23 protein-coding genes, 2 tRNA genes, 1 other RNA gene and 1 pseudogene are annotated in these 25,410 nt (G+C 67.0%); 17 read left to right on the top strand and 10 right to left on the bottom strand.

Going from position 1 to position 25,410, the window contains the following annotated elements; all coding sequences use genetic code 11:
* Window positions 1-4 precede the first annotated feature (4 nt).
* Entirely contained in the window at window positions 5-646 is a 642-nt protein-coding gene (gene upp / locus MF407_RS13095) for a uracil phosphoribosyltransferase (RefSeq protein ID WP_239702543.1), read from the bottom strand.
* Between upp and tadA the strand changes: the two genes are divergently transcribed.
* The 4 genes and pseudogenes from tadA to MF407_RS13075 all read left to right on the top strand — a co-directional run bounded on the left by tadA (window position 645) and on the right by MF407_RS13075 (window position 5,055).
* A complete protein-coding gene (gene tadA / locus MF407_RS13090; RefSeq protein WP_239702542.1) occupies window positions 645-1,130 on the top strand; it encodes a tRNA adenosine(34) deaminase TadA in 486 nt (161 codons plus the stop codon). The genes upp and tadA overlap by 2 nt on opposite strands.
* Before the next feature lie 90 nt (window positions 1,131-1,220).
* A complete protein-coding gene (locus tag MF407_RS13085) occupies window positions 1,221-2,393 on the top strand; it encodes a GAF domain-containing protein (protein ID WP_129624243.1) in 1,173 nt (390 codons plus the stop codon).
* Between the two features lie 89 nt (window positions 2,394-2,482).
* Window positions 2,483-4,271 (top strand): annotated as a pseudogene (locus MF407_RS13080) (NAD(P)/FAD-dependent oxidoreductase).
* 10 nt (window positions 4,272-4,281) lie between these two features.
* Window positions 4,282-5,055, top strand: coding sequence for an acetoin reductase (locus MF407_RS13075; protein ID WP_129624241.1), 774 nt, complete (start codon window positions 4,282-4,284; stop codon window positions 5,053-5,055).
* 66 nt (window positions 5,056-5,121) lie between these two features.
* Here the strand turns inward: MF407_RS13075 and MF407_RS13070 are convergent.
* From MF407_RS13070 to MF407_RS13060, 3 genes are all read right to left on the bottom strand, one after another.
* Window positions 5,122-5,211 (bottom strand) — tRNA-Ser (locus tag MF407_RS13070).
* Between the two features lie 300 nt (window positions 5,212-5,511).
* The gene (locus tag MF407_RS13065) at window positions 5,512-6,783 is read right to left on the bottom strand and encodes an alpha-hydroxy-acid oxidizing protein (protein WP_239702541.1); all 1,272 of its coding nucleotides are present in this window, start codon (window positions 6,781-6,783) and stop codon (window positions 5,512-5,514) included.
* 16 nt (window positions 6,784-6,799) lie between these two features.
* The gene (locus MF407_RS13060) at window positions 6,800-7,324 is read right to left on the bottom strand and encodes a LytR C-terminal domain-containing protein (protein WP_239702540.1); all 525 of its coding nucleotides are present in this window, start codon (window positions 7,322-7,324) and stop codon (window positions 6,800-6,802) included.
* A 213-nt stretch (window positions 7,325-7,537) separates the two neighbouring features.
* Between MF407_RS13060 and MF407_RS13055 the strand changes: the two genes are divergently transcribed.
* The gene (locus tag MF407_RS13055) at window positions 7,538-9,088 is read left to right on the top strand and encodes a helicase HerA-like domain-containing protein (RefSeq protein WP_239702539.1); all 1,551 of its coding nucleotides are present in this window, start codon (window positions 7,538-7,540) and stop codon (window positions 9,086-9,088) included.
* A 13-nt stretch (window positions 9,089-9,101) separates the two neighbouring features.
* Here the strand turns inward: MF407_RS13055 and MF407_RS13050 are convergent, their stop codons facing one another.
* Window positions 9,102-9,896 (bottom strand): LytR C-terminal domain-containing protein, encoded by a 795-nt coding sequence (locus MF407_RS13050; RefSeq protein WP_170221668.1) that lies wholly within the window; start codon window positions 9,894-9,896, stop codon window positions 9,102-9,104.
* A gap of 239 nt (window positions 9,897-10,135) precedes the next feature.
* Here MF407_RS13050 and MF407_RS13045 point away from each other — a divergent pair, with 239 nt between their 5' ends.
* Together MF407_RS13045 and MF407_RS13040 are read left to right on the top strand one after the other, a co-directional pair.
* Window positions 10,136-10,813 carry a MerR family transcriptional regulator gene (locus MF407_RS13045; protein ID WP_345770868.1) on the top strand — a complete coding sequence of 226 codons (678 nt, stop codon included), beginning with the start codon at window positions 10,136-10,138 and terminating at the stop codon, window positions 10,811-10,813.
* 29 nt (window positions 10,814-10,842) lie between these two features.
* Window positions 10,843-10,929, top strand: a tRNA-Ser gene (locus tag MF407_RS13040).
* An 80-nt stretch (window positions 10,930-11,009) separates the two neighbouring features.
* Here the strand turns inward: MF407_RS13040 and ffs are convergent.
* An RNA gene (ffs, locus tag MF407_RS13035) (signal recognition particle sRNA small type) lies at window positions 11,010-11,106 on the bottom strand.
* Window positions 11,107-11,382: 276 nt separating this feature from the next.
* Here ffs and MF407_RS13030 point away from each other — a divergent pair.
* Together MF407_RS13030 and MF407_RS13025 are read left to right on the top strand one after the other, a co-directional pair.
* The gene (locus tag MF407_RS13030) at window positions 11,383-13,731 is read left to right on the top strand and encodes a DNA polymerase III subunit gamma and tau (protein WP_239702538.1); all 2,349 of its coding nucleotides are present in this window, start codon (window positions 11,383-11,385) and stop codon (window positions 13,729-13,731) included.
* 2 nt (window positions 13,732-13,733) lie between these two features.
* Window positions 13,734-14,405, top strand: a complete 672-nt coding sequence (locus MF407_RS13025; RefSeq protein ID WP_129624229.1) for a lysophospholipid acyltransferase family protein — start codon at window positions 13,734-13,736, stop codon at window positions 14,403-14,405.
* Window positions 14,406-14,409: 4 nt separating this feature from the next.
* Here the strand turns inward: MF407_RS13025 and MF407_RS13020 are convergent, their stop codons facing one another.
* From MF407_RS13020 to MF407_RS15945, 3 genes are read right to left on the bottom strand one after another with little or no spacing between them, the layout of a single operon-like run.
* Window positions 14,410-14,970 carry a DUF5063 domain-containing protein gene (locus MF407_RS13020; protein ID WP_129624228.1) on the bottom strand — a complete coding sequence of 187 codons (561 nt, stop codon included), beginning with the start codon at window positions 14,968-14,970 and terminating at the stop codon, window positions 14,410-14,412.
* Window positions 14,963-15,565 (bottom strand): recombination mediator RecR, encoded by a 603-nt coding sequence (gene recR / locus MF407_RS13015; protein WP_129624227.1) that lies wholly within the window; start codon window positions 15,563-15,565, stop codon window positions 14,963-14,965. Before recR ends, MF407_RS13020 begins: the two co-directional genes overlap by 8 nt.
* Before the next feature lie 52 nt (window positions 15,566-15,617).
* A complete protein-coding gene (locus tag MF407_RS15945; protein WP_168990101.1) occupies window positions 15,618-16,340 on the bottom strand; it encodes a phosphatase PAP2 family protein in 723 nt (240 codons plus the stop codon).
* A gap of 364 nt (window positions 16,341-16,704) precedes the next feature.
* Here MF407_RS15945 and MF407_RS13005 point away from each other — a divergent pair, with 364 nt between their 5' ends.
* From MF407_RS13005 to MF407_RS12970, 8 genes are all read left to right on the top strand, one after another.
* Window positions 16,705-17,988, top strand: a complete 1,284-nt coding sequence (locus MF407_RS13005) for an aspartate kinase (RefSeq protein ID WP_141927480.1) — start codon at window positions 16,705-16,707, stop codon at window positions 17,986-17,988.
* Window positions 17,985-19,037 carry an aspartate-semialdehyde dehydrogenase gene (locus MF407_RS13000; RefSeq protein WP_239702537.1) on the top strand — a complete coding sequence of 351 codons (1,053 nt, stop codon included), beginning with the start codon at window positions 17,985-17,987 and terminating at the stop codon, window positions 19,035-19,037. Before MF407_RS13005 ends, MF407_RS13000 begins: the two co-directional genes overlap by 4 nt.
* A 6-nt stretch (window positions 19,038-19,043) precedes the next feature.
* Entirely contained in the window at window positions 19,044-20,102 is a 1,059-nt protein-coding gene (locus MF407_RS12995; protein ID WP_239702536.1) for an aspartate-semialdehyde dehydrogenase, read from the top strand.
* A gap of 177 nt (window positions 20,103-20,279) precedes the next feature.
* Window positions 20,280-21,008: an amino acid ABC transporter ATP-binding protein gene (locus MF407_RS12990; protein WP_205744652.1), complete on the top strand. Its 729-nt coding sequence runs from the start codon at window positions 20,280-20,282 to the stop codon at window positions 21,006-21,008.
* A 55-nt stretch (window positions 21,009-21,063) separates the two neighbouring features.
* Window positions 21,064-21,885: a glutamate ABC transporter substrate-binding protein gene (locus MF407_RS12985; RefSeq protein WP_129624221.1), complete on the top strand. Its 822-nt coding sequence runs from the start codon at window positions 21,064-21,066 to the stop codon at window positions 21,883-21,885.
* 70 nt (window positions 21,886-21,955) lie between these two features.
* Window positions 21,956-22,636 carry an amino acid ABC transporter permease gene (locus MF407_RS12980; protein ID WP_129624220.1) on the top strand — a complete coding sequence of 227 codons (681 nt, stop codon included), beginning with the start codon at window positions 21,956-21,958 and terminating at the stop codon, window positions 22,634-22,636.
* Complete coding sequence (locus MF407_RS12975) at window positions 22,633-23,502, top strand: amino acid ABC transporter permease (RefSeq protein WP_239702535.1); 870 nt, start codon at window positions 22,633-22,635, stop codon at window positions 23,500-23,502. Before MF407_RS12980 ends, MF407_RS12975 begins: the two co-directional genes overlap by 4 nt.
* Before the next feature lie 76 nt (window positions 23,503-23,578).
* Complete coding sequence (locus MF407_RS12970) at window positions 23,579-24,238, top strand: DUF2461 domain-containing protein (protein WP_239702534.1); 660 nt, start codon at window positions 23,579-23,581, stop codon at window positions 24,236-24,238.
* An 86-nt stretch (window positions 24,239-24,324) separates the two neighbouring features.
* On the opposite strand, the gene MF407_RS12965 is transcribed toward MF407_RS12970, so the two are convergent.
* Window positions 24,325-25,317, bottom strand: a complete 993-nt coding sequence (locus tag MF407_RS12965) for a patatin-like phospholipase family protein (RefSeq protein ID WP_239702533.1) — start codon at window positions 25,315-25,317, stop codon at window positions 24,325-24,327.
* Between the last annotated feature and the right edge of the window lie 93 nt (window positions 25,318-25,410).

Raw genomic sequence — 25,410 nt, 5'->3', positions numbered from 1 at the left:
CCGGTCAGTCGGCGACGCCGTACAGACGGTCGCCCGCATCGCCCAAGCCCGGGACGATGAAGCCCTGCTCGTTGAGACGTTCGTCGATCGAGCCGGTGACCAGCGTGATCGGGATCTCGAGTTCGGCGAGGTCCCTCTCCATGAACTCGATGCCTTCGGGCGCGCACAGCAGCGTAACCGCGGTGACGTCGTCCGCGCCGCGCTCCGCCAGGTAACGGATGGCCATGGCCAGCGAACCACCGGTGGCGAGCATCGGGTCGAGCACGTAGACCTGGCGGCCGGACAGGTCGTCGGGAAGGCGGTTGGCGTACGTGACCGCTTCGAGTGTCTGCTCGTCGCGCTGCATGCCGAGGAACCCGACCTCGGCGCTCGGCAACAGCCGCACCATGCCTTCGAGCATGCCCAGGCCGGCACGCAGGATGGGCACGATCAGCGGCTTCGGCGATGACAGCTTGATACCGGTGGTGGGGGCGACGGGGGTGCTGATCTCGAACGGCTCGACCCGCACGTCCCTGGTGGCCTCGTAGGCCAGCAGCGTCATCAGCTCCTCGGCCAGGCGCCGGAACGTGGGGGAGTCGGTGCGCACGTCCCGCAGGTAGGTGAGCTTGTGGGCGATGAGCGGGTGATTGGCGACCAGAACACGCATGGACCAGACTCTACGGGTGATCGCCGCCGCCGACGACTGGATGCAGATCGCGCTCGACGAGGCGCGTGCCGCGCTCGCCACTGACGACGTGCCGGTCGGGGCCGTGGTGCTCGATGCGGACGGAGTGGTGATCGGCACGGGACGCAACGCGCGGGTCGCGATCAACGACCCGCTCTCACACGCCGAGATCGTCGCGATCCGTGCAGCTGCTGAGACGCACGGCAACTACCGCCTCGACGACTGCACCCTTGTCGTCACTCTCGAACCCTGCCTGATGTGCACCGGTGCGGTGATGCAGGCCCGCATCCCGAGGGTGATCTTCGGGGCATGGGATGCGAAGGCGGGCGCCTGCGGTAGTGCATGGGACGTCGTGGCGACCAACCGCTCCCCGCACAAGCTGACCGTGGCCGGCGGGGTGCGTGAGGCAGAGTGCGCGCAGTTGCTCACCGACTTCTTCCGCGCACGGCGGCGGCGCAAGGGCTGATTGCGACTCCTCACCCCAGGGCCCACCAAGTGGTGCAGATCACATTTCTATAGGTCAGACTGGTCGCCTACGTCCGACCCCAGGAGTCCGATGAGCAGCCCGACCTTGCCGGTGACGCCAGCCGTCCGTGCTCTCGACGACCTGCGGCACAAGGCCGCGGATCTTGCGCGCCTGCACGAGCAATGGCAGCGCAGCCGGCTGGTCCCTGACGCCCTGCGCCCCGAGGTGGCGCGGGCATGGGCGCGCCACGAGCCCGAGCACCGAGCCGCTCGTTCCATCGGCACGCTCGCTGTCGACCAGGTGCGCGAGCGGCGGGACGCCTCGGTGGTGCTCGCGGCTGCGGTCGAGCCGCTGCGTCAGTTGCTGCTCGACACGGCCGTCGAGTCGAGCAACGAGATGGTCGTCTGCGACACCGACGGAGTCGTGCTGTGGGTCGACGGGCCACGTCCGGTGCGCGCCGAGTCGGAACGGCTGGGGTTCGTCGAGGGTGCCCGCTGGACCGAAGACCTCGTCGGCGTCAATGCGCTCGGCACCGCGCTGACGGAGAGGCGAGCGATCCAGTTGTTCGGCGCGGAGCACTCCAACCCCGACCAGCACCGCTGGGTCTGCACCGGCGCACCGATCCGCGACCCCGCCTCGACCGCGGTCATCGGGGCGATCACGCTGTCCGGGCCGCTCGCGAGCGCCCACCCGCACACCCTCTCGCTGGTGACCAGCGCCGTCCGGGCCGTCGAGTCGGAACTCACGTTGAGCCACCGCCGCTCGCTGCGCGACCTTGCCGGCGCAGACGAGCGCGCCGCGCTGGTCGTCGACAGGTACGGCTGGGTCGCGGCGGCCCGCGGTATCGATGCGCCCGAACGCGTCTGGGCGCCAAGGGGATTCGCTTCCGGTGCGATCTGGTTGCCCGCGTTCGGCACCTTCGAGTGCGTGCCGGTCAGGTCGGGCTGGGCATTGCACCCGACTCAGTCGCCGCAGCCGCAGCTGCGGCTGGTGCGGCACCCGCGTCCGACCCTGGAGGTGGGGGAGGCGCAAGACCCATCGGACGCCGCGAACGCGCGGTTCGCGCTCACCCCGAAGCAGGTGGTGCTGGTCGAAGCGCTCGCGGCCGCGCCGGGCGGACTCGACGTCGCCCAACTGCAAACCGTGCTCGGGGTCGGCAGCGCCGTGTCGGTGCGGGCCGAGATCTCCCGGCTGCGACGCCGCGTCGGCGGACTGCTGGAGAGCCGGCCCTACCGCTTCACCGTGCCGTGCGCGATCGACTGACCGCTGCAACCTTCTGCAACGCTTTCTCGCTGCGCACCTGACTCCTAACGTCGGCGATGTGACCCACATCACCTTCGAAGGAGACCGTGATGACCGATGAACTGAAGACCGCCCAGCAGTGGCTGAGCTCGTTCGAGCAAGCCCTCGGCGGGGACGACGACGCCGCGGTGACCGACCTGTTCGGGCCGGAGTGTTACTGGCGCGACCTGGTGTCGCTGACCTGGAACCTGCATACTGCCGAGGGCGCCGACGAGATCACCGCGATGCTCGACGGCACTGTGAAAGGCCTGCGCCCCAGGAACATTCGTGCGACCGAGGCGGCCGACGCCGACGGGGTGATCGAGGCCTGGTTCGAGTTCGACAACGACGCGTTCAACGGCAAGGGCCTGGTGCGGCTGCGCGACGGCAAGGCATGGACGCTGCTGACCACCTCGCAGGAACTCGTCGACTTTCCTGGAGAACCGGGGCACCCGGCGTCCGCTCGGCGCCGAACACGGCAACCCCAACCAGGACAAGAACTGGCTCGACCACCAGAAGGAACGCCAGGCGCGCCTGGGTTACGAGGACCAGCCGTACGTGGTCATCGTCGGCGGCGGTCAGGGTGGCATCGGGCTCGGTGCCCGGTTGAAGCAGCTCGGGGTGCCGACGCTGATCATCGACAAGCACCCGCGTCCGGGCGACCAGTGGCGTGGCCGCTACCACTCCCTGTGTCTGCACGACCCGGTCTGGTACGACCACCTGCCCTACCTGCCGTTCCCGGCGAACTGGCCGGTGTTCACGCCGAAGGACAAGATCGGCGACTGGCTGGAGAGCTACACCAAGATCATGGAGCTCGACTACTGGAGCAACACCGAGTGCGTGTCGGCCGACTACGACGAGTCGACCCAGAAGTGGACCGTCAGGGTGATGCGCGACGGTTCGCCGGTCACCCTCGAGCCCTCGCAATTGGTGCTCGCAACGGGCATGTCGGGTGTGCCGAACATGCCGACCGTGCCGGGCATGGAGACCTTCAAGGGCGAGATCCAGCACTCGTCCCAGCACCCGGGTGGCGACGCGTACGCCGGCAAGAAGGCCGTCGTCGTCGGTTCGAACAACTCGGCCCACGACATCTGCGCCGACCTGTGGCGAGCCGGAGCCGACGTCACGATGCTGCAGCGTTCGAGCACCCACATCGTGCGGTCGCAGTCGCTGATGACCGAGGTGCTCGGCCCGCTCTACTCCGAGGAGGCGCTGGCCAACGGCATCGACCACGACAAGGCCGACCTGATCTTCGCCTCGATCCCGTACAAGGTGCTGCCGGGCGTGCAGAAGCAGGCCTTCGACGTCATCCGCGAGAACGACAAGGAGTTCTACGACGGGTTGGAGAAGGCCGGGTTCATGCTCGACTTCGGCGACGACGACTCCGGTCTGTTCCTGAAGTACTTGCGGCGCGGCTCCGGCTACTACATCGACATCGGTGCCTCCGACCTGGTGGCCAAGGGCGAGATCAAGCTCGTCGCACCGGCGAACGTCGACCACATCGACGAGACCGGGGTGGTGCTCGACGACGGACGCCACCTCGACGCCGACCTCATCGTGTTCGCCACCGGCTACGGCTCGATGAACGGTTGGGCGGCGAAGCTGATCAGCCAGGAGGTCGCCGACAAGGTGGGCAAGTGCTGGGGCCTCGGCTCCGACACGACCAAGGACCCGGGCCCGTGGCGAGGCGAGCTGCGCAACATGTGGAAGCCCACCAAGCAGGACAACCTGTGGTTCCACGGCGGCAACCTGCATCAGTCCCGGCACTACTCGCGCTACCTGTCGATTCAGCTCAAGGCGCGCATGGAGGGGCTCGACACGCCCGTCTACGCCATCCCCGAAACCGTCCACCTGTCCTGAAGGAGCCGTCATGGCCAACGTCCACATCACCGGCGCAGCGCGCGGAATCGGCAAGTCGATCGCGAACCGATTGGCGAGCGACGGACACGACCTGGTCGTGTCCGACCTTCCCGACATGTCCGACGCACTCGAGGCCACCGCCGAGGAGTTGCGGACCCACGGCGGCAAGGTCGTCGCCGCCACCGGTGACGTGTCATCGGCCGACGACGTACGCCGGTTGGTGGCCACGACCGTCGACGAACTCGGGTCGCTCGACGTCATGGTCGCCAACGCCGGTATCGCCCAGACCAAGGCGCTGCTCGAAGTGACTCCCGAGGAATACGACCGGGTGCACGCGGTCAACGGGCGAGGGGTGTTCCTCTGTTACACCGAGGCCGCCAAGCAGATGATCTCCCAAGGCAACGGCGGCAAGATCATCGGCGCGGCGTCGATCGCGGCGCACAAGGGATTTCCGTTGCTCGGTGTCTACTGCTCCAGCAAGTTCGCGGTGCGGGCGCTCACCCAGTCGGCCGCGCAGGAGTGGGCCGAGCACGGCATCACGGTCAACGCCTACTGCCCGGGCATCGTCGACACGACGATGTGGGAGGAGATCGATCGCGATCTCGGCGCGATCAACAACGTCGGCAAGGGCGAGTCGATGAAGGCGATGGCCGCAGGCATCGCACTCGGACGCGTTTCGACCGGCGACGACGTCGCCAAGCTGGTGTCGTACCTGGCTGGCCCCGACTCGGACTACATGACCGGGCAGTCGGTGCTGGTCGACGGCGGAATGGTCTTCAGTTAGGTCTTCAGTCAGTCCGACGGCAGATGGAACGAGGCGCCCGCATCGCTGCGGGCGCCTCGTTCCATCTGGCGGTGGCGGAGGGATTTGAACCCTCGGTGGGGGTTAACCCACAAACGCTTTCGAGGCGTTCTCCTTAGGCCGCTCGGACACGCCACCGCCGAAGAACATACCCGACGGTCGACGTTCGGCCCAAACCGGCACACTGGACGGGTGGAGCACGAAGACATCGTCCGGCTGCGGCGGGCGCGTGATCGGATGGATCGCGACTACGCCCAGCCCCTCGACGTGCCCGCTCTCGCGGCCGATGCGCTGATGTCGGTCGGCCATTTCCAGCGCTCGTTCAAGAAGGCGTACGGCGAAATGCCCTACTCCTACCTGATGACCCGGCGGGTCGAGCGCGCCCAGGCGCTGCTGCGCATCGGTGAGTTGAGCGTCACCGACGTCTGCATGGCGACCTCAGGCCAGCATCGAGGAGTCGATCTCGGCGATCGAGGTGACGCCGGTGGTGGCCATCATGAGGTCGAGTTCGGCACGGAAGTGTTCGAGCACCTCACGCACCCCGTCGGCACCGGCGATCGCGAGCCCGTAGACGTGGGGGCGGCCGATGCACACCGCTGACGCGCCGAGCGCCAACGCCTTGTAAACGTCTGCACCACAACGGATCCCGCTGTCGAACAGCAGCGGGACGCGTCTATCGACAACGGGGACGATCGCCTCCAGCGCATCGAGGGAGGCGATCGCTCCGTCGACCTGCCGGCCGCCGTGGTTCGAGACGATGATCCCGTCGACACCCGCCTCCAGTGCCAGCCGAGCGTCCTCGACGGACTGCACACCCTTGACCAGGATCGGCAGGTCCGTCATCTCCCGCAGCGTCGCCAGGTCGTCCCAGGTCAGATCGGTTCGGGAGAAGACGTCGAGGAAGGTCTGGACGGCGGCGCGTGGATAGGGCGAGCGGAGGTTCTCGCGGAACTCGCCGGGATAGTGCTTGGTGATCGAGAGCAGCGAGCGCACCGCGGCCGGGGTCGGTCGTCCGTCGGGCTGTTTGCCCGGCCCGCCGTTCACGCGCTGCTCGACCAGGTCCTGGAACGCCGGGTCGGACGTGTATTGCGCGATGCCGAGACCACGGGCGAACGGCAGGTACGCGCGATCGAGGTCGAGCGTGCGCCAGCCGAGCACGGTCGTGTCGAGCGTGACCACTATCGCGCCCGCACCGATGGCCTCGGCCCGGCGTACGAACGACCCGACGACGGACGGCTGGTTGCTCCAGTAGAGCTGGAACCAACGCGGGTGATCGCCGAGTTCGGCGGCGATCTGCTCCATCGGCACGGACGCCTGCGAGGAGATGATCATCGGCACGCCCGCGGCCTTCGTCCCGCGCGCGACGGCGAGATCGGCATCGGGATGTGCCATCTCGGCCACACCGATCGGGGCTGTCAGCAAAGGGGAGGGGAAATCTCTGCCCAGCAGGGAGATCGACTGTTCCCGGCGGCTCACGTCGCGCAGCATTCGCGGCACGATGCGGTGCCGGTCGAAGGCGGCACGGTTGGCGTCCATCGTCGACCCGGATCCGGCACCGGTCTGCACGTAGTCGCGTGCCGGCGGGCTCATCGCCTTCAACCCCGCGCGCTCCAGCGAGTCGGCATGGGTCGGCACCGATGGCGTCCGACCGAACACGCCCGCTGAGTAGATTCGCGACTGGATCTCACGTCCGAAAGGCAACTGGGTCATCTCGGGGACTTCTGGTTCAGCAGCCAGGCGGGGTGGTGCTGGTGGTCGGCGCGGGGGTGTTGATCGTCGGGAAGGCATCACCCAGAACGACGTCGATCGAGTCGTCGTCGCGTCCGTCCCTCATGCTCTGGGCGCCCGGCACGAGGGGTTGCACGAACTGCTTCGCCTTGGCTGCGCCCTTCGGGCCGAACCGGATCTGGCCGACCGTCTTCAGCTTCATCTGGTACGGGTCGTTGCTCACAACACCGACGGTGAAGTGGTGCGCCTTCAGCGCTTTCGCCGTCTCCTTGGCCTTGCCCTGGCCGCTGGAGGCGTTGTAGACGTTCAGGACGAACCCGGCGTTGGCGTGCACGACCTTCGTGGGTGAGCAGCTCGCCGGCTTCTGGGGCGGGCGACTACCCGGGATCATCCCGGTGGTGTACGCCGCCGCGTAGGCCGATCCGAGCACGACGGCCAGTCCGACCCCGATGAGCACCATGAGGGAACGCCTGCGCTTGCGGTCGCGGGCGTGGGAGCGTCCGGTCGATTGTGCGTACTTCATGAGATCGGCACCATCAGATCACGTGGACGCGTGCGTGCAGCGGCGATCGGTGCCCATGTCGGTGGGCATGTCGATCCGTAACGACACCCCAGGCCGTGATCGAAGGACGGGCGCACTTCGCTCACGGCCTGGGAGATCACCGCGCCAGTCTAGGTCGGCTGGTTCCGGCGGCTCGCCGGAGTTCGGCTGTGATCTGAGTCTAGAGTCGTCGCCGTGAGCGAATCTGCGACGCAACTCGACCAGATCAAGTCCGGGTACGGCTTCGAGGGCCTGGCCCTCCAGCTCGGGGTGGCGATGGACGAAGACACCCCGCATCCCGACGCGCCGGTGCGCCTGCCACTGGCGATGATGAACCGCCACGGCCTGGTCGCCGGCGCGACCGGAACGGGCAAGACCAAGACATTGCAGTTGATGGCCGAGCAGTTGTCGAACCAGGGCGTTCCGGTCTTCATCGCCGACATCAAGGGCGACATCTCCGGCCTGGCGACGCCGGGCGAATCGAGCGAGAAGCTGCTCGATCGCACGCAGGGCATCGGGCAACAGTGGACCGCGACCGCTTACCCGACCGAGTTCCTCACCCTCGGCGGACGGGGCAAGGGCGCCCCGGTCCGCGCCACCATGACCTCGTTCGGACCGACTCTGTTGGCGAAGGTGCTCGGTCTCAACGACACCCAGGAGTCCAGCCTCGGCCTGATCTTCCACTACGCCGACAAGCGCGGACTGACGCTGCTGGATCTCAAGGACCTGCAGGCGGTCATCAAGCACCTCGTCTCGGACGAGGGCAAGGCCGACCTGAAGGAACTCGGCGGCCTCTCTTCCGCGACGGCCGGCGTCATCCTGCGCTCGCTGATCACGTTCTCCGACCAGGGCGCCGACGTCTTCTTCGGTGAACCGGAGTTCGACACGGCCGATCTGATGCGAGTTGCGCCGGACGGAAAGGGCGTCATCACGTGGCTTGAACTTCCGCAGGTGCAGGACCGTCCCGAACTCTTCTCCACGTTCCTCATGTGGCTGCTCGCTGACCTTTTCCAGGACCTTCCCGAGGTGGGTGACGCGGAGAAGCCGAAGCTGGTCTTCTTCTTCGACGAGGCGCATCTGCTGTTCAAGGACGCGTCGAAGGCGTTCCTCTCCTCGATCGAACAGACGGTGAAGCTCATCCGATCCAAGGGTGTCGGCATCTTCTTCGTCACACAGACGCCGAAGGACGTGCCGGAGGCCGTCCTCGCCCAACTCGGCAACCGCGTCCAGCATGCGTTGCGCGCGTTCACCCCGGACGACCAGAAGGCGCTCACCCGGACCGTCCGCACCTTCCCGACGAGCGAGTACGACCTGGAGGAACTGCTCACCACCCTCGGCACCGGTGAAGCCGTCGTCACCGTCCTGAGCGAGCGCGGTGCACCGACGCCGGTGGCCTGGACGCGGATGCTAGCGCCGACCTCGCTCATGGCGCCGTCGTCCGAAGCGACGATGGATCAGTTGGTCTCCGCGTCGCCCTTCAACGCCAAGTACGGCGCCGCGGTCGATCGCGAGTCGGCGTACGAGATGTTGAACAAACGGATGGAGGCGGCGCCGGAACCCGCAGCCGCAGACCCGGAGCCGCCCGCGCCGGCAGCTCCGCCCGCCCGGCGGGCCGAGCAGGAACCGGGAGTGGTCGAGCAGGTGGTGAAGTCGAGTGCCTTCAAATCGATGCTTCGTTCGGCCGGCACCGTCATCGGACGCGAGATCACCCGAAGCCTGTTCGGGACGGCTCGGCGTCGTCGCTGACCGCTGGTTCTGATCAGCAGCCCGGCGGTCTGGAACTCGGTTTCGCCGGAGCCGGAGTCGCCTCGGCGGCGGGCACCAACTCCTCGAACTTGCTGCCCAGCATGACGTCGACGGTCTCGTCCTTGCGACCGTCCTTCACCAGGCGTGCGCCCTTGATGGACAGTTGCACGCGGCGCGCGGCCGGCTCGCCGAATTCGCCGTGCCGAATGATCGCGGTGTCGTCGGGGAAGTAGCCGCCGTTGGGGTCATTGCCGTTGGCTGCGACCTGGAAGCCACGCTCGCGCAACCCGGCAGCGACAGTGCCGGACAGTCCGCCCTTGAACGTCGTGTTGTACACCCGCACGGTCACCTTCTGCGCGGGCGGCGGCGGCACCGGCACGAACTTGAACGAGTCGCCCAGGACAAGGTCGACCGTCGGGTTGCTCCGGTCGTCCTGGTACAGGACGGCGTTCTGTACCTGGGAAGCGAGATTCAGCGCGACCTGGCGGCCGTTCCTGCCGTGGCGGATCTCCGCGGTACGCGGTTCGGGTCGGCCGTCGGGGTTGGGGTCGTTGCCGGTCTTCAGCACGTGAGCGCCACGCCAGGTCAGTTCACCTGCGGCCTTCGAAGCCAGGCCGGAGGTGGCGCTGGCGTTGTAGATGTTGAGGTAGATCTGGGAGAGCGGCACCGTGAACGACGGTTTCGGCAGTGTCTTCGGGCACGCAGCGGTCGCACGGGGTTTCTGGGGTGCGGGGTCGTCGCTGCACCCGGTGACGAGGACGGCGATGCCGACGACGAAGCCGACGCATGCCAACCGTCGGTCGTGCATTGTCGTCCCCTTCACGATCGCAGTCACAGCCAGCGTGATTGTTTCACGTCCGGCTCGTGCCCGTGCCCGGGACACGTCCGGGCGGCTCGTCGGTCGAGTCAGGCTCATGAGTCGCGGCTTTCAAATGGATTTGGCAGGAACTCCCCGAGAGCCGCGGGCGGTGGTGGGCGAAGACTTTGCTACGGTCGTCCCGGCTTCCGGGGGAGGCGAGCCCGAACGAATGGTCGTCCAGAGCGATAGTGAGGGTGAACCCGCAGCGCGGGTGCTTCCCGAGGAGGTTTGCAGTGCGTATCTCGGAACTGTCCGAGGTGACGGGGATGCCCATCGCCACTTTGAAGTTTTACCTGCGCGAGGGGGTGCTGCATCCCGGCGAAGCGCAGGCCAAGACCCAGTCCTTCTACGACGACTCCCATGTGGAGCGGGTCAGGCTCGTCCGGGCGCTCACCGAGGTCGGGGGACTCTCGATCGCGGCCACGAAGATGGTCGTCGACGCGATGAACGACCCGCAGGTCGACCGGCTCAGCCTGCTCGCGACCGCCCAGAAGTCACTTGCCCCACCGGTGATCGTCCCGCGGCGCGAGCACCCACTCGCCCGGCAGCTGTTGGACAAACTCGGGTGGGAGTACAGCGACGGTGACCGGATGGTCGATCTGCTCGAGCGCCAGCTGGAAGTGGCCGCCGAGGCCGATGTGGGTATGACGATGGCGCACATGGTGGGCCTTGCTCGGCTGGCCCACGACATCGCCGAGGTCGACATCTCCCTCGTCCCGGACGACGCGACCCTCGCCGTCCGTAACACCGTGCTCGGCACTGCAGTCTCCGACAAGTTGCTGATCACGCTGCGCCGACTCGCGCAATCCGATGTCGCCCGGCGTGCCGGCGCCGAGACGCCCCAGTTGGAGCCGATTTCGGACTGAGCGTCCGGCCCGGTATCCTCGACCGGCCTGGAGGATTCGCATAGTGGCCTAGTGCGCACGATTGGAAATCGTGTTGGGGATGAAACCCCTCGCGGGTTCAAATCCCGCATCCTCCGCGTGGTGATCGCAGTGATCACGAACAAGCCCCCGGCACTTCGGTGCCGGGGGCTTGTTCATGTTCAGGGCCCAACGGGCATGAAAGGACCCCTCGCGCACCTGAAAGAGCTCACCTGCCCTTGCTGCATTCCTGCCCTGGGGGAGTTCAGTGAGGTATCACCACACGAGGGGTCTGCTGAGGAGTTTAGAACAGGCGCGCGCCCAGGCCCAATCGCGGTGCCGTGGCGGCACCCGGGTGAGTCGACGGCCAGGCACACGGAGGCGGCACACGGAGGCGGGGCGGCTCGAGCCGTCAGCGAGGTACGAGCGACGGGTCGAACGCCGAAGGAGCCTCCAGAGGACAAACTGCTTTTCAGGTGCCCGACGGGTCCCTTCATTTCCCCTTCCTGGCGTTCGTCCCCAGCTTGGGTCGACCGGTGTGGGCTGTCGGTCCTGCGGCATAGAGTGACTGGGTGAGCACAGCCCTCTACCGTCGTTACCGCCCGGAGACGTTCGCCGATGTGATCGGGCAGGAGCACGTCACCGAGCCGCTGATGCAGGCCCTGCGCACGGGGCGGGTCAACCACGCCTACCTGTTCAGCGGTCCGCGCGGCTGCGGCAAGACGACCAGCGCGCGCATCCTGGCCCGCTGCCTCAACTGCGAGCAGGGGCCGACGCCCACGCCGTGCGGCACCTGCGAGTCGTGTGTTGCGTTGTCGCGCAAGGGAGCCGGCACGGTCGACGTCATCGAGATCGACGCGGCCAGCCACGGAGGTGTCGACGACGCTCGCGACCTGCGCGAGCGTGCGTCCTACGGCCCGGCGCAGAGCCGGTTCAAGATCTACATCATCGACGAGGCGCACATGGTGACGCCGCAAGGCTTCAACGCGTTGCTGAAGATCGTCGAGGAACCGCCGGAGCACGTGAAGTTCATCTTCGCGACCACCGAGCCGGAGAAGGTCATCGGCACGATCCGTTTGCGCACCCACCACTACCCGTTCCGTCTGGTTCCGCCGGCGCGGTTGGCCGAGTACATGGAGGGCCTCTGCGCGACCGAGGGCGTGGCCGTGGAGCCGGGAGTCCTCTCGTTCGTCACGCGTGCCGGTGGTGGGTCGGTCCGTGACTCGCTCTCGGTGCTCGACCAGTTGATCGCCGGTTCGACCGATGACGGGCTCACCTACGCCGGTGCTGCCGCGTTGCTGGGTTTCACCGATGGTGCGTTGCTGGACGCGACGGTCGACGCCTTGGCGGCCGGTGACGGTGCTGCGGTGTTCCAGCAGGTCGACCGCGTCGTCGAGTCGGGTCACGATCCGAGGCGTTTCGTCGAGGACCTCCTGGAGCGATTGCGCGACCTGATCATCGTTGCTGCGGTGCCCGACGGAGCCGAGGCGGTGCTGCGCGGTCTGCCCGGTGATCAGATCGAGCGGATGCGTAGTCAGGCCGGTGCGTTCGGGCCCGGACGGCTGTCGTACGCCGCCGACATCATCAACGCCGGTCTCACCGAGATGACCGGTGCGACCAGTCCCCGCCTGCAGTTGGAACTCATGTGTGCGCGGGTGCTGCTGCCCCGCGCCGCGGGAGAGGACGGGTACGGCGCCCGCCTCGACCGGCTGGAGCGGCGCATCGACATCTCCGCCGGGTCCGCGACAGCTCCTGTTTCCCGACCGGCTGCCGCTCCGGTGCCGAACCCGACCGTCGATCAGTCGGGAAGCCCCGTGCCGCAGCGTGACCCGGCCTCCTCCCAGCAGCGGCCGGCCCGCGAGACCCCGGTCGCCGAGGCGTCGGAGCGCCGTGTGCAGCAGCGTCCGGTCGAGCGAGGTCCGGAGCCCGCGTTCGAGCAGGAACCGCCGCCCGAGGACGACTTCCCGGACGACTCCGTGCCGCCTCGGCGATCATCGACGGGTCAGCAGACGCCGACCGAACAGACACCGTCCCGCGACGCGCGTCCGGCCGAGCGGCAGTCCGCGCCGGAGACCGAGCAGGCACCCTCGCAGGCACCGTCGCAGGCACCGGCAGCTCACCCCGGTGCACTCGGGGTCGAAGAGATCCGTCGCGAATGGCCGGCGATCCTGCAGCGAATCTCCGCCATTCGCAGGGTCACCTGGACGCTGATCAGCCAGCATGCGCACGTCGCAGCGTTCGACGGTTCGGTGTTGACCCTGGGCAGCAGCAGCCCCGGACTGGTCGAGCGCATCGGCTCCGACCCCAACCCGGAGATCGTTCGCAAGGCCGTGCACGACGCACTCGGGCTCGACGTCCGGGTGACGGCTCAGGTCACCGGGTCCGACGGGCAGGTGTCGGTGGCGCAGCAGCAGCAGCAGCGCAGTTCCGGTTGGGGCCCCAGCGCTGATGCCCACGTGGTCGACGCAGGTGAGGACGAAGCGGCCAAGCAGGCGGAAATCCGTTCCCGCTGGCAACAGCGGGTCCGTCAGGCCGGTGGAGAACCCGACGACGCTGCGGTCACACCGTCGCGTGTGACCACCTCCGACGATCGCGCGTCCGAGCACCCCGCTCCGCCCAGCGCAGATCGTGCGGCCCTCGACCAACAGGCAGCCCTGTCTCGTTATCAGCGCGACGACCAGTCGGGTGACTGGTCCTCGGTGTCGTCCGACGCGCCCGCCTGGGCAACCGCAGAAGCTGCGCCGAGCGCCTCGCCGCAGCAGCCCTCGTCCACCGCCGCTCCCGAGTCCAGCAGAGGTCGTGACGACGACGGGCCGGTCGAGTCGATGGACGACGAAGACGTCACCGACGGCGACGAGGTCGGCCTGCCGGTGATGACGTCCGTGCTCGGTGCGACGGTCATCGAAGACATCAGGGAGTAGCGATGCTCTACCTCACGACGCAGCTGTTGGTGTCGCCGTTGGCCCGGGCCTGGTTCCGGCCCGACGTCGAGGGCGCCGACAACGTGCCGCGCACCGGTGGGGTGTTGCTCGCGTCCAATCACCTGTCGTTCATCGACAGCTTCGCGATCCCGCTGGTGGCGCCCCGGAAGGTGGTGTTCCTCGCCAAGGCCGAGTACTTCACCGGCACCGGCGTGAAGGGTGCGGCCAGCCGAGCGTGGTTCACCTCGATGGGCATGGTGCCGGTCGAGCGTGACGACTCGAAGGCCGCTGCGCAGTCGCTCGACATCGCGCTCGACGTCCTTCGTCGTGGGGAAGTGTTCGGCATCTATCCCGAGGGCACCCGCTCGCGCGACGGGCGGCTCTACCGCGGACACGTCGGCGTCGCGCATCTGGCGCTCACCGCGAAGGTGCCGGTCGTCCCGGTCGGCCTGATCGGCACACAGCACGTCCAACCGATCGGCACCAACAAGGTGCGGCGCGAGAAGTTCACCGTGAAGTTCGGGGAGCCGATCGACTTCTCCGGACGCTTGGACGGCGTCGCCCAGGGCAAGGCCCGGCGCCTGGCGACCGACGAGATCATGGACGCGATCGCCGCGCTCAGCGGTCAGGAGCGCGCCGGCGTCTACAACGAGCGCTCGGCTCCCACGACCTGATCGATCAGGGGTGCAGGGCGTCGAACTCGGCCTCGGCGGCAGCGTCGTCGTCGACGTCGAGGCGCAGGTGGCGCAGGATCGTCAGCAGCACCCGCAAGCACGACGCGGCGCGTACGCCCCACTCCGACAGGTAGCTGAACTGCCACCACCACAGCGCCTCGACGGTGCGACCGGCGCGGTAGTGGACGAGTCCGTGCTCGAGTGCCTGGACGATGTCGGTGAGGTCGTCGGAGACGGCGCCGCGCGCGGGTTCGACGGAGGTGACCGGGTCGACCAGGTCGGTGTAGTCGTCGATGCCCTCGAAGAGGTTGGCGAGGTTCTGGCGCAATGGGTCGAGGTCGGCCTCAGCGCCGGGATCGGATTCGAAGCGTTCTGCGGGCACGACGTCCTGCACCGCGCCGAGTCGGGCGCCGCTCATCTGCAACTGGGACAGCAGGAGCAGCAACAGCGGGATCGCTGTCTCGGGGGCGCCGCCGGCGGCGATCTCGCGTACGGCGGTGGTGAAGGTCTCGGCGTCGCGGGCGGTCTCGGCGGCCAGGCCGCCCAGGTCGGAGATCTCAGACATTCGTCAGCACCTTTCGTCCTTCGATGGCCCGGCCGAGGGTGACTTCGTCGGCGTACTCCAGGTCGCCGCCGACCGGCAGGCCTGAGGCGAGACGCGAAATCCGGACGCCCATCGGACGCATCGAGCGCACCAGGTAGGTGGCGGTCGCTTCGCCGATGTGGTTGGGGTTGGTCGCGATCAACACTTCCTCGATGGGTTCTTCACCCAAGCGGCGGAAAAGTTCGGTGATGCGCAGGTCGTCCGGGCCGATGCCCGACATGGGATCGATCGCACCGCCGAGCACGTGGTAGACGCCCTTGAACTCACGCGCCCGCTCCATGGCCATGACGTCCTTGGGTTCCTCGACCACGCACAACTGGGTACGGTCGCGTTTTTCGTCGGCGCAGATGCGGCATCGATCGGACTCGGCCACGTTGAAACACGTGTCGCAGAAGCGAACTCGCGCCTTGACCGTCTGCAGCACCTCGACCAAACGGTTCACGTCGGCGCTGTCGGCCTGGAGCAGATGGAACGCGATGCGCTGCGCGGACTTGGGCCCGATGCCGGGAAGCCGGCCGAGCTCGTCGATCAGGTCTTGGACCACACCTTCGTACACAACCCTGAGCGTACGTCGTCAGGCCGACACCGCCGGTTGCCGCGCGCGAGGATCAGTTCGCGGTCTGCGGGCGCAGTTCGTCGCGGGTGGGTGCGGGGTGGAAGGCGCCCTGCCCGAACAGCAGTCGTTGGACTGCGAAGGCCGCTGCCAGCACGGCCGCACCGGCGACGCCATCGAGGATGAAGTGGTTGGCCGTGCCGACCACGACCACGAAGGTCATCATCGGATACACGATGCCGAGGACGCGTAGCCACGGTCGCCGCGCGATCGAGAAGACACACAGGCCCACCCAGAGTGCCCACGCGCAATGCAGGCTCGGCATCGCGGCGAACTGGTTGGTGGAACTGGCGACCGTCGGGTCCGACCAGGAACCCCAGGCGCCGTAGGTCACCAGCGTGTCGGTGAATCCGGCCCCCGGCAGCAACCGCGGGGGAGCCATCGGCAACAGGTAGAAACCGACCAGGCCGAGGACCGTGGTGCCGACCAGGACGGTGCGCGCCGCCCGGTAGTAGCGCTTGTGGACGCGGAAGATCCAGATGAGCGTCAGCGCGGTCACCGGCAGATGCAAGTAGGTGTAGTAGGCGTTGAAGCCGTGCGCGAGTATCGATTGCCCGGCGACGAACCGGTTGACCGAGAGCTCGAGGTCACCGGTCAGCTGTTGGGTCAGATCGAGCACCTGGTGGCCGCGGTTGTACGCCTCGTCCTGACGGGCGGGCACCAGGTTACGCAGCCGTTCGTAGACGACGTTCAGGACGACGATGATCGAGATCTCCACCCACCATCTCGGGGAGCGGTGGGTGCGGAGCGTGACAGGGAGGAGCGCCCGACGCCGCCTGACCCCCCTGGTCGCGACTGTCGTGACAGTTCCCCCAACGCTGTTCACGCTGCTTGACACCAGGTAAGTGTCTCCTTCTCGATCCTTGTTTGCCAATTGTTTGCCCGCCGGCGGTTGCCTACGACGACGCCGGACCGGCACGGCGGGTTGTTCTTCGATCCGCGATCGGGTGAGGGCAAGGCGTGGACGACGAGTCCGAATCGCGGTCTGTGCAGGGGGACGCCACAAGCCGTCGTTACGATTGTCCGGGCTCCTTCGAGCTCGCGAGCAAACGCACACGCACAGCAACCCAAGGAGATCCGCCGTGAGTTTGGTGGTCCAGAAGTACGGCGGCTCGTCGGTGGCGGACGCCGACAGCATCAAGCGCGTCGCACGACGGATCGTCGACACCCGCAAGGCCGGCAACCAGGTGTGTGTCGTGGTGTCCGCGATGGGTGACACCACCGACGAACTGCACGACCTCGCCGCTGCGGTGTCCCCGGCACCGCCGGAGCGCGAACTCGACATGCTGCTGACCGCCGGTGAGCGCATCTCGGCCGCCCTGCTGTCGATGGCCATCGCCAATCTCGGCGACTCCGCCCGGTCGTTCACCGGCTCCCAGGCCGGCGTCATCACCGACGACGTGCACGGCAGGGCACGCATCATCGACATCACGCCCGGACGCATCCGCGAGGCGCTGGACGGCGGGCACATCGTGATCGTCGCCGGCTTCCAGGGCGTCAGCCAGACGACCAAGGAGATCACCACCCTCGGTCGTGGCGCCTCCGACACCACCGCCGTCGCGCTCGCGGCCGCGCTGGGTGCGGATGTCTGCGAGATCTACACCGACGTCGACGGCATCTTCACCGCCGACCCGCGCATCGTCCCGACGGCGCGCAAGATCGACCGCATCAGCAACGAGGAGATGCAGGAGATGGCCGCCTCGGGCGCCAAGATCCTGATGCTGCGCTGCGTGGAGTACGCACGCCGGTTCAACATGCCGATCCACGTGCGCTCCTCGTTCAGTCACCGTGAAGGCACCTGGGTCGTCGACAACGACTCGCGCAACAACCAAGGAGAAGAAGGCGTGGAAGACCCGATCATCGCCGGCGTCGCGCACGACCGCAGCGAAGCCAAGGTCACCGTCGTCGGGGTCAAGGACTCCCCGGGTGTGGCCGCCAAGATCTTCCAGACGATCGCAGCCGCACAGATCAACATCGACATGATCGTGCAGAACGTCTCGGCGCTCGACACAGGTCTGACCGATGTCTCTTTCACCTGCCCCAAGGGCGACGGTCAGAAGGCCGTCGAGGTGCTGCAGGCCGCCAAGGACTCCATCGGTTACGACCAGCTCCAGTACGACGACCAGGTCGGCAAGCTGTCGCTCGTCGGATCCGGCATGCGTTCGCACCCGGGTGTCAGCGCCACCCTGTTCCAGGCACTCGCCGACAACGGCATCAACATCGAGATGATCAGCACCTCCGAGATCCGCGTCTCGGTCGTGACCAAGGACGACCAGTTGGACGACGCCGTCCGGGCCGTTCACACCGCGTTCGGACTCGATTCGGCCGACGGTGAAGCGGTCGTTTACGGAGGTACGGGCCGATGAACGAGGCGAAGAAGTTGCACGTCGGCATCGTCGGTGCCACCGGACAGGTCGGCGGCGTCGTGCTGCAGATCCTGGCCGACCGCGACTTCCCCGTGGGTGACCTGCGCCTGTTCGCGTCCGCGCGTTCGGCAGGCAAGACCATTGAGTGGCAAGGCCGTTCGATCGAGGTGGAGGACGCCGAGACAGCCGACCCGTCGGGTCTGGACATCGCCATCTTCTCCGCCGGAGGCGCGACCTCCAAAGCACTGGCGCCGAAGTTCGCCGCCGCCGGTGTGACCGTGATCGACAACTCGTCGGCCTGGCGCATGGACCCCGAGGTGCCGCTCGTCGTCACCGAGGTGAACCCGAACGAGGCGCTCTCGCCCGCCAAGGGCATCATCGCCAACCCGAACTGCACCACCATGGCCGCGATGCCGGTGCTCAAGCCGCTGTCCGACCAGGCAGACCTGCGTCGGTTGACGGTTGCCACCTACCAGGCTGTTTCCGGCTCGGGTCTCGCCGGTGTCGAGGAGCTCGCCGGCCAGGTGCGCCAGGGCGTGGAGTCCGGCAACCTCGAGCAACTGGCCCACGAGGGTTCGTCGGTCGAACTCGGCCCGGCCAAGAAGTACGTGGCTCCGATCGCTTTCAACGTCGTCGCCCTCGCGGGTAACGTCGTCGAGGACGGATCGGGGGAGACGGATGAGGAACAGAAGCTGCGCAACGAGAGTCGCAAGATTCTCGGTCTGCCCGACCTGCTGGTCGCCGGCACCTGCGTCCGCGTCCCTGTCTTCTCGGGTCACTCGCTGGCGATCCACGCCGAGTTCGACAGGCCGATCACGCCGGACGAGGCCCGTTCGCTGCTGGCCGACGCCCCCGGCGTCGAGCTCGCCGACGTCCCGACCCCGCTCGATGCTGCCGGCGCCGACCCGTCGTACGTCGGACGGATTCGGCAGGACCAGTCCGTCCCCGACGGCAAGGGCCTGGTGCTGTTCATCTCCAACGACAACCTGCGCAAGGGTGCCGCGCTCAACACCGTGCAGATCGCCGAGGTCATCGCTTCGGGGACGTGAGGCCTGATGAACGGTCGCCGACCTGTTCTCGCCGTCGTGGGTGCGACGGGGGTGGTCGGACAGACCCTGGTCTCGATGCTGCCCACCCGTCCCGACGTCTGGGGTGAGGTGCGGCTGCTCGCGTCCGGCCACTCCCAGGGAGCGACGATGCAGGCGCTCGGCCAGGAACTGCCTGTGCAGGAGTTGGCGGAGGCGAACTTCGACGACGTCGACGTCTGCATCCTCAGCGTGCCGATCGATGTCGCCCGCACCTGGGCACCGATCATCGCGCGAGCCGGCACCGTCGTCATCGACAACTCCGGGGCCCACACGGTCAACCCGACCGTGCCGTTGGTGGTGCCGGAGATCAATCCGGATGCAGCCCGCGGCGAGGGCGGGCGGATCATCGCCAGTCCCGGTGGCACGACCTTGCTGATGGCGAACACGCTCGCGACTTTGCACGAGGTCTGGCATCTGCGCGAGGTCGTCGCCGCCACGTACCAGGCCGTGTCCGACGCCGGTGTCCGCGGCGTTCATCGCCTGTACGACGAGACCGCCGAGCTTGCCGGGAACCGAGGCGTCGGTCAGACTCCGGGCGATGTGCGTCGCTTCGTGTCCGACATCGACGGGCGCTCGCCGTTCCCGGCGCCGGTGGCGTTCAACGTGATTCCGTGGGTCGGTGGCCCGGGTGACGGACGTTGGTCGAGTACCGAACTGCGTGCCCGTGAAGAGGTGCGCGCCATCCTGGGTGAACCCGATCTGCGGATGGCGACCACCTGCGTGCAGGTGCCGGTCACGACCACCCACTCGGCCTCGCTGCATCTGAGCTTCGAGCGACGACTCACGCGGGCGGACGCCGTCCGCGCGCTGACCGAGAGATCCAACTCCGTTGTCGTCCTGGACGATCCGTTGCGGCAGGAGTGGCCGACGCCCGTCGACGTCGTCGGCACGGACCCGGTGTTCGTCGGACGGGTCAGGCAGCCCGGTGACTTCCCGCGCGCCCTCGAACTCTTCGTCTGCGTCGACAACCTGCGCAAGGGGTCTGCGCTCAACATGATCCAACTCGCGGAGCTCGTTGCGAGCTGAACGGCGGACGTCCGGATTTGGTCACGATTGCGCTGCGTAACGTCCCAAATGCCCCCATGTCATGACATTGATGTGTTCATGTGACTTAGGGTGTCCGCCATGACGCAGCAGAATGCCGCCGAGGGGCAGCCCGCGGATCTGAGCAAAGCGGGGCGTGACGGGCAGGCCGGTCGGCCGTTGGTCGTCCTGGAGAACGTGAACAAGCACTTCGGTGATCTGCACGTGTTGCGGGACATCGACCTGACCGTTCACCAGGGTGAGGTCGTCGTCGTCCTTGGCCCTTCCGGGTCGGGTAAGTCGACGCTGTGTCGCACGATCAACCGCCTGGAGACCTACGAGAGCGGGTCGATCACGATCGACGGCATTCCGCTGCCGGAAGAAGGCGCGGGCCTGGCCAAGCTTCGTGCGGACGTCGGCATGGTCTTCCAGTCGTTCAACCTGTTCTCGCACAAGACGATCCTGCAGAACATCACGCTCGGGCCGATCAAGGTGCGCAAGATGAAGGCCAAGGAGGCCGAGTCGCGCGCGATGGAACTGCTGAAGCGCGTGGGTGTCGACCACCAGGCGAACAAGTATCCGGCGCAGTTGTCCGGCGGACAGCAGCAGCGCGTGGCGATCGCGCGGTCGCTCGCGATGGAGCCCAAGGTGATGCTCTTCGACGAGCCGACCTCGGCACTCGACCCCGAGATGATCAACGAGGTGCTCGACGTCATGGGGCAACTCGCCAAGGAGGGCATGACGATGATCGTCGTGACCCACGAGATGGGCTTCGCGCGCCGTGCCGCCGACCGCGTCGTCTTCATGGCCGACGGCCAGATCCTCGAGCAGGAGACGCCCGAGGAGTTCTTCAACAACCCCAAGACCGATCGCGCCAAGGACTTCCTGTCCAAGATCCTGGCGCACTGAGCACGCTCACCCACAGTCCCGGGATGACAACCATCCCGTCAGCAGGAGGAGAATCATGAAGTTCCGTTCCGCTTCCGCGGTCGCCATGATGGCCGCAGCATCCCTGACCCTCGCCGCCTGCGGCGGAGACGACTCGTCCGGCTCGGGGGAGAAGATCAAGATCGGTGTGAAGTTCGACCAGCCTGGTCTGGGCTTCAAGGAGGGCACCAAGAACTCCGGCTTCGACGTAGCCGTCGCCAAGTACGTCGCCGGCAAGATGGGCTTCAAGGAAGACCAGATCCAGTTCGTCGAGTCGCCCTCGAAGCAGCGCGAGAAGATGCTGGCCGCCGGCACCGTCAAGATGATCTTCGCGACCTACTCGATCACCGACAAGCGCAAGGCGCAGGTCTCCTTCGGCGGCCCGTACTTCGTCGCCGGCCAGTCCGTGCTGGTGAAGTCCGACAGTGACATCAACAGCGTCGACGCGCTCAAGGGCAAGCGGGTCTGCTCGGTCACCGGTTCGACCTCGGTCGACAACCTGAAGAAGAAGCAGCCGGCTCTGGTGCCGCAGAAGTACGACACCTACTCCGCCTGCGCCACCGCGCTGAAGTCGGGCGCTGTCGACGCGATGACAACGGACGACGCGATCCTCGCCGGGTACTCCAACCAGGCGGCGTACAAGGGTGCCTTCAAGCTCGTCGGTGGCACCTTCTCCACCGAGAAGTACGGCGTCGGCCTGAAGAAGGGCGACAAGGACACCTGCACCAAGGTCAACTCCGCGATCCAGGAAATGATCAAGGACGGGTCGTGGGAGAAGGCGCTGAAGGAGAACCTGGGCGCCGACTACAAGTACAACACCACCGAGAACCCGCCGAAGTCCCTCGAGACCTGCGCGTGATCGGTGCCGCGTCGGTGTCGGTCATGCCGGCACCGACGCGGTTTCCCCTTCGTGACTTCGAAAGGCAGTGATGTCACAACTCATCAACGAGTACCACCTGCTGTCGGCTTTCTGGATGACCATCAAGCTGACGGTCCTGGCTGCGATCGGCAGCCTCGTCCTGGGCACGATCATCGCGGTGCTGCGTATGTCGCCGGTGCCGATGTTGCGCTTCCTGGGCACCTCCTACGTCAACGTCTTCCGCAACCTGCCGCTGACATTGATCATCCTGTCGATGAACCTGGTCCTGTGGGCGCAGCTGAGCATCAGCCTCGCCGACAGCAAGGACCCCGCGTACCTCGACATCAACAACTTCCGGTTGGCGGTGCTCGGTCTGGTGATCTACCACGCCGCGTATGTCTGTGAGTCGCTGCGCAGTGGCGTCAACACGATCCCGCTCGGGCAGGCCGAGGCCGCCCGCTCCATCGGGCTCACCTTCGGTCAGTCGCTGAAGGAGGTCGTGCTGCCGCAGGCGTTCCGCGGCGCGGTGGTGCCGCTGGGCAACACCCTGATCGCGCTCACCAAGAACACCACGATCGCGGTCGTCATCGGTGTGGCAGAGATGGCAGCCCTGCTGACCGCGGTCACCGAGAAAGACCCCGGCCTGCTGAACCAGGCGTTCCTGGCCACGGCCGGACTGTTCGTCCTGCTGACCCTCCCCACCGGCGTCCTCATCGGGCACCTCGGTAAGAAGCTGGCGGTGAAGAGATGAGCGCCTCGGTTCTGTTCGATGCACCCGGCCCGAAGGCTCGCCGCCGGCACATGATGCTCACCGTCGTCGGTGTGCTGTTGTTCTTGGTCGGAATGTTCCTGGTGTACAAGCGGCTGGACGACAAGGGCCAGTTCGCGTCGGCGCTGTGGAAGCCGCTGACCACCGGCACCGTCTGGCAATCCCTGCTCGAGGGCCTGGTCGGCACGCTCAAGGCGGCCGCGATCGCGATCGTGATCGCCGGTGTCCTGGGTGTGCTCTTTGCCCTCGGCCGGATGTCGGAGATCGCGCCGCTGCGCTGGATCTGCTCGGTGCTCGTGGAGATCTTCCGCGCAGTCCCGGTGCTGTTGATGATGCTGTTCACCTACGGCTACCTGTCCACCAGCGGTGCCGTGGACGACGAACTGGCCCCGTTGTACGCGACCGTCACCGGTCTGGTGCTCTACAACTCCTCGGTGGTCGCCGAGGTCATCCGCTCCGGTGTCGACCAGTTGCCCAACGGGCAACGGGAGGCCGGTCTGTCGATCGGTCTGCGAGCCAACCAGACCCTGCGGATGATTCAGCTGCCGCAGGCGATCACCGCGATGTTGCCGGCTTTGATCAGCCAGTTGGTCGTCGTGCTTAAGGACACCGCGCTCGGTTACAACGTGCTCTACAGCGAACTGCTGCGCACCGGTCAGGGCATCGGATCCAACAACGCCAACATCGTGCAGATGATGTTCGTGCTCGGCGTGATCTACATCCTGATCAACTACTCGCTGTCCAAGCTGGCCGAGTTCGTCGAGCGCCGGTTGAAGAACCGCGGCCGCGGATCGAGGAAACAGCAGGTCACCGGCGGACCGGTGGTCGCTGCCGACGCAGCCGCGTAGTCCCGTTCTGCAGAAAGTCCGCAGCCTCGTCCCTTTGGGCGGGGCTGCGGACTTTCCTCATGTCTACGATCGAACGGTGATTTCGGACGTGAGTTTCGACGGTTTCCCGGTGGCAGCGCTCGACTTCTACGACGACCTCGAGCAGGACAACAGCAAGGCGTTCTGGGACGCGCACCGCTCGACCTACGAGGAGTCGGTGCGCGCGCCGTTCGAGGCTCTCGCAGCGGACCTGGAGTACGAGTTCGGGTCGGCGAAGATCTTCCGCCCGAACCGCGACATCCGGTTCAGCAAGGACAAGACCCCGTACAAGACGCATCAGGGGATGTACGTGTCCGCTGCCGAGGCCACCGGGTGGTACGTGCAGTTGTCCGCCGCCGGTGTCATGGTCGGCCTCGGGTTCTACAACGCCCCGCCGGACCGACTCGCCTTGTTGCGCAAGGTGATCGACAGCCCGAGCGGCGCGACCCTCGAGCGCATGATCGGCGATCTGACGGCGCAGGGCTGGGCGCTCGGCGGTGACACCGTCAAGACCGCGCCGCGCGGTTACAGCGCAGACAACCCGCGCATCGAACTGCTGCGACACAGGACGATGTCGCTGTCGAAGCAGTACGGCTTCGAGCCGTTCGTTCACACCCCGGAGGTGTTGACGCGGATCCGGGACGACTGGCGCACCGGCCGACCCCTTGTCGACTGGCTCGCCACTCATCTCGGCGACGATGGGACGGGTCTTCGTTGAGTGTTGAGCCTTGGGCCTGACGGAGGAAGGCGCAGGTGCCGAAACCACGGCGCGATGGGCTGGGACTCAGCCGGACGCTGTTCAGCTCAGAGCCCTTGGGCGTCCAGGGCTTCGGCGGTCATAATCCGACCCAGTTCGATCATCTCCGCGGCGCGGTGGAATTCCAGCGTTCGGCACGCGTCCGAGGGCAACGTGACCAGGACGTCCGGCGGGTTGGATGCCATCCGGTACCGCGCGACCAGCGACGACATCGTGTCGAACGAGCGGTTGAAGATCTCGATCGTCGACAGGTCCTTCGGCATGCGCGACCCGAGCAGACGCGCCAGCGGGTCGGCGTCCAGGTCGGCGTCCTCGGCCGCACGGTTGGCGGTCAGTCGCGCAGACAGCCGCTGCATCGTCGGCGTCTCGAGAATCTCGTTGGTGCTCCGGCGAACTCGGCGAGCTCCTCGGGTCAGCGCCTCGCTGCTTCCGATGATGGTGCGCAGCGGCGAGAGCGGCACACCCTCGTTCACGCCCTGACTCTGGCGAACACCGTTGAGCGAGATCGCGATCGTGATGTCGGAGGGCACCGCGCGCGTGGGTTCGACGGGGATCGGGTTCATCAGTCCGCCGTCGACCAGCATTCGTCCGTCGACGGTGATCGGGTGGATGACTCCGGGCATCGCGATCGATGCACGCACTGCGATGTCGGCCGGACCCTTCTGGAACCACACCTCGCGGCGTCCGTCGAGGTCGGTGGCGACGGCGGTGAACGGGATCGGGAAGTCCTCGATCTGCGAATCGGCAAGCAGTGCACCGATCTTCGTCAGGATGCGCTCGGCTCGGACCACACCCGGGCCGCCGAGGCTCGGGTCGACCAGCCGCAGGATGTCGCGCTGGGTGAGACTGAGCGCCCACTCCTTGAGGTTGTCCATCCGGCCGGACGCGGCGAAGCTGCCGACGAGAGCGCCCATCGAGGTGCCGGCGATCGTGACGACCTCGTGGCCGCGTTCGGCGATCACTTCGAGGGCGCCGATGTGGGCGTAGCCGCGGGCGCCACCGGAGCCGAGTGCGATGGCAACTCTCTTCCCGGGTGTCATGACTGCAACTGTAGGACGGTGTGGCGTGGCACCAGTCGGCTGCCGGCACCGTGTGTGGCCGCCATGGTGACCGCGGTCACATGATGGATAGCA

This window comes from Yimella sp. NH-Cas1 (assembly GCF_022359705.1).
Lineage (GTDB): Bacteria > Actinomycetota > Actinomycetes > Actinomycetales > Dermatophilaceae > Yimella > Yimella lutea.
Note: the sequence above shows the minus strand (reverse complement) of the source record. Positions and strands in the feature narration are given on the sequence as shown.

Coding starts and splice junctions, on each gene's coding strand:
- tadA (WP_239702542.1), top strand. CDS start 645: ATGGACCAGACTCTACGGGTGATCGCCGCCGCCGACGACTGGATGCAG.
- upp (WP_239702543.1), bottom strand. CDS start 646: ATGCGTGTTCTGGTCGCCAATCACCCGCTCATCGCCCACAAGCTCACC.
- MF407_RS13085 (WP_129624243.1), top strand. CDS start 1,221: ATGAGCAGCCCGACCTTGCCGGTGACGCCAGCCGTCCGTGCTCTCGAC.
- MF407_RS13075 (WP_129624241.1), top strand. CDS start 4,282: ATGGCCAACGTCCACATCACCGGCGCAGCGCGCGGAATCGGCAAGTCG.
- MF407_RS13065 (WP_239702541.1), bottom strand. CDS start 6,783: ATGACCCAGTTGCCTTTCGGACGTGAGATCCAGTCGCGAATCTACTCA.
- MF407_RS13060 (WP_239702540.1), bottom strand. CDS start 7,324: ATGAAGTACGCACAATCGACCGGACGCTCCCACGCCCGCGACCGCAAG.
- MF407_RS13050 (WP_170221668.1), bottom strand. CDS start 9,896: ATGCACGACCGACGGTTGGCATGCGTCGGCTTCGTCGTCGGCATCGCC.
- MF407_RS13025 (WP_129624229.1), top strand. CDS start 13,734: ATGCTCTACCTCACGACGCAGCTGTTGGTGTCGCCGTTGGCCCGGGCC.
- MF407_RS13020 (WP_129624228.1), bottom strand. CDS start 14,970: ATGTCTGAGATCTCCGACCTGGGCGGCCTGGCCGCCGAGACCGCCCGC.
- MF407_RS13000 (WP_239702537.1), top strand. CDS start 17,985: ATGAACGAGGCGAAGAAGTTGCACGTCGGCATCGTCGGTGCCACCGGA.
- MF407_RS12995 (WP_239702536.1), top strand. CDS start 19,044: ATGAACGGTCGCCGACCTGTTCTCGCCGTCGTGGGTGCGACGGGGGTG.
- MF407_RS12985 (WP_129624221.1), top strand. CDS start 21,064: ATGAAGTTCCGTTCCGCTTCCGCGGTCGCCATGATGGCCGCAGCATCC.
- MF407_RS12980 (WP_129624220.1), top strand. CDS start 21,956: ATGTCACAACTCATCAACGAGTACCACCTGCTGTCGGCTTTCTGGATG.
- MF407_RS12975 (WP_239702535.1), top strand. CDS start 22,633: ATGAGCGCCTCGGTTCTGTTCGATGCACCCGGCCCGAAGGCTCGCCGC.
- MF407_RS12965 (WP_239702533.1), bottom strand. CDS start 25,317: ATGACACCCGGGAAGAGAGTTGCCATCGCACTCGGCTCCGGTGGCGCC.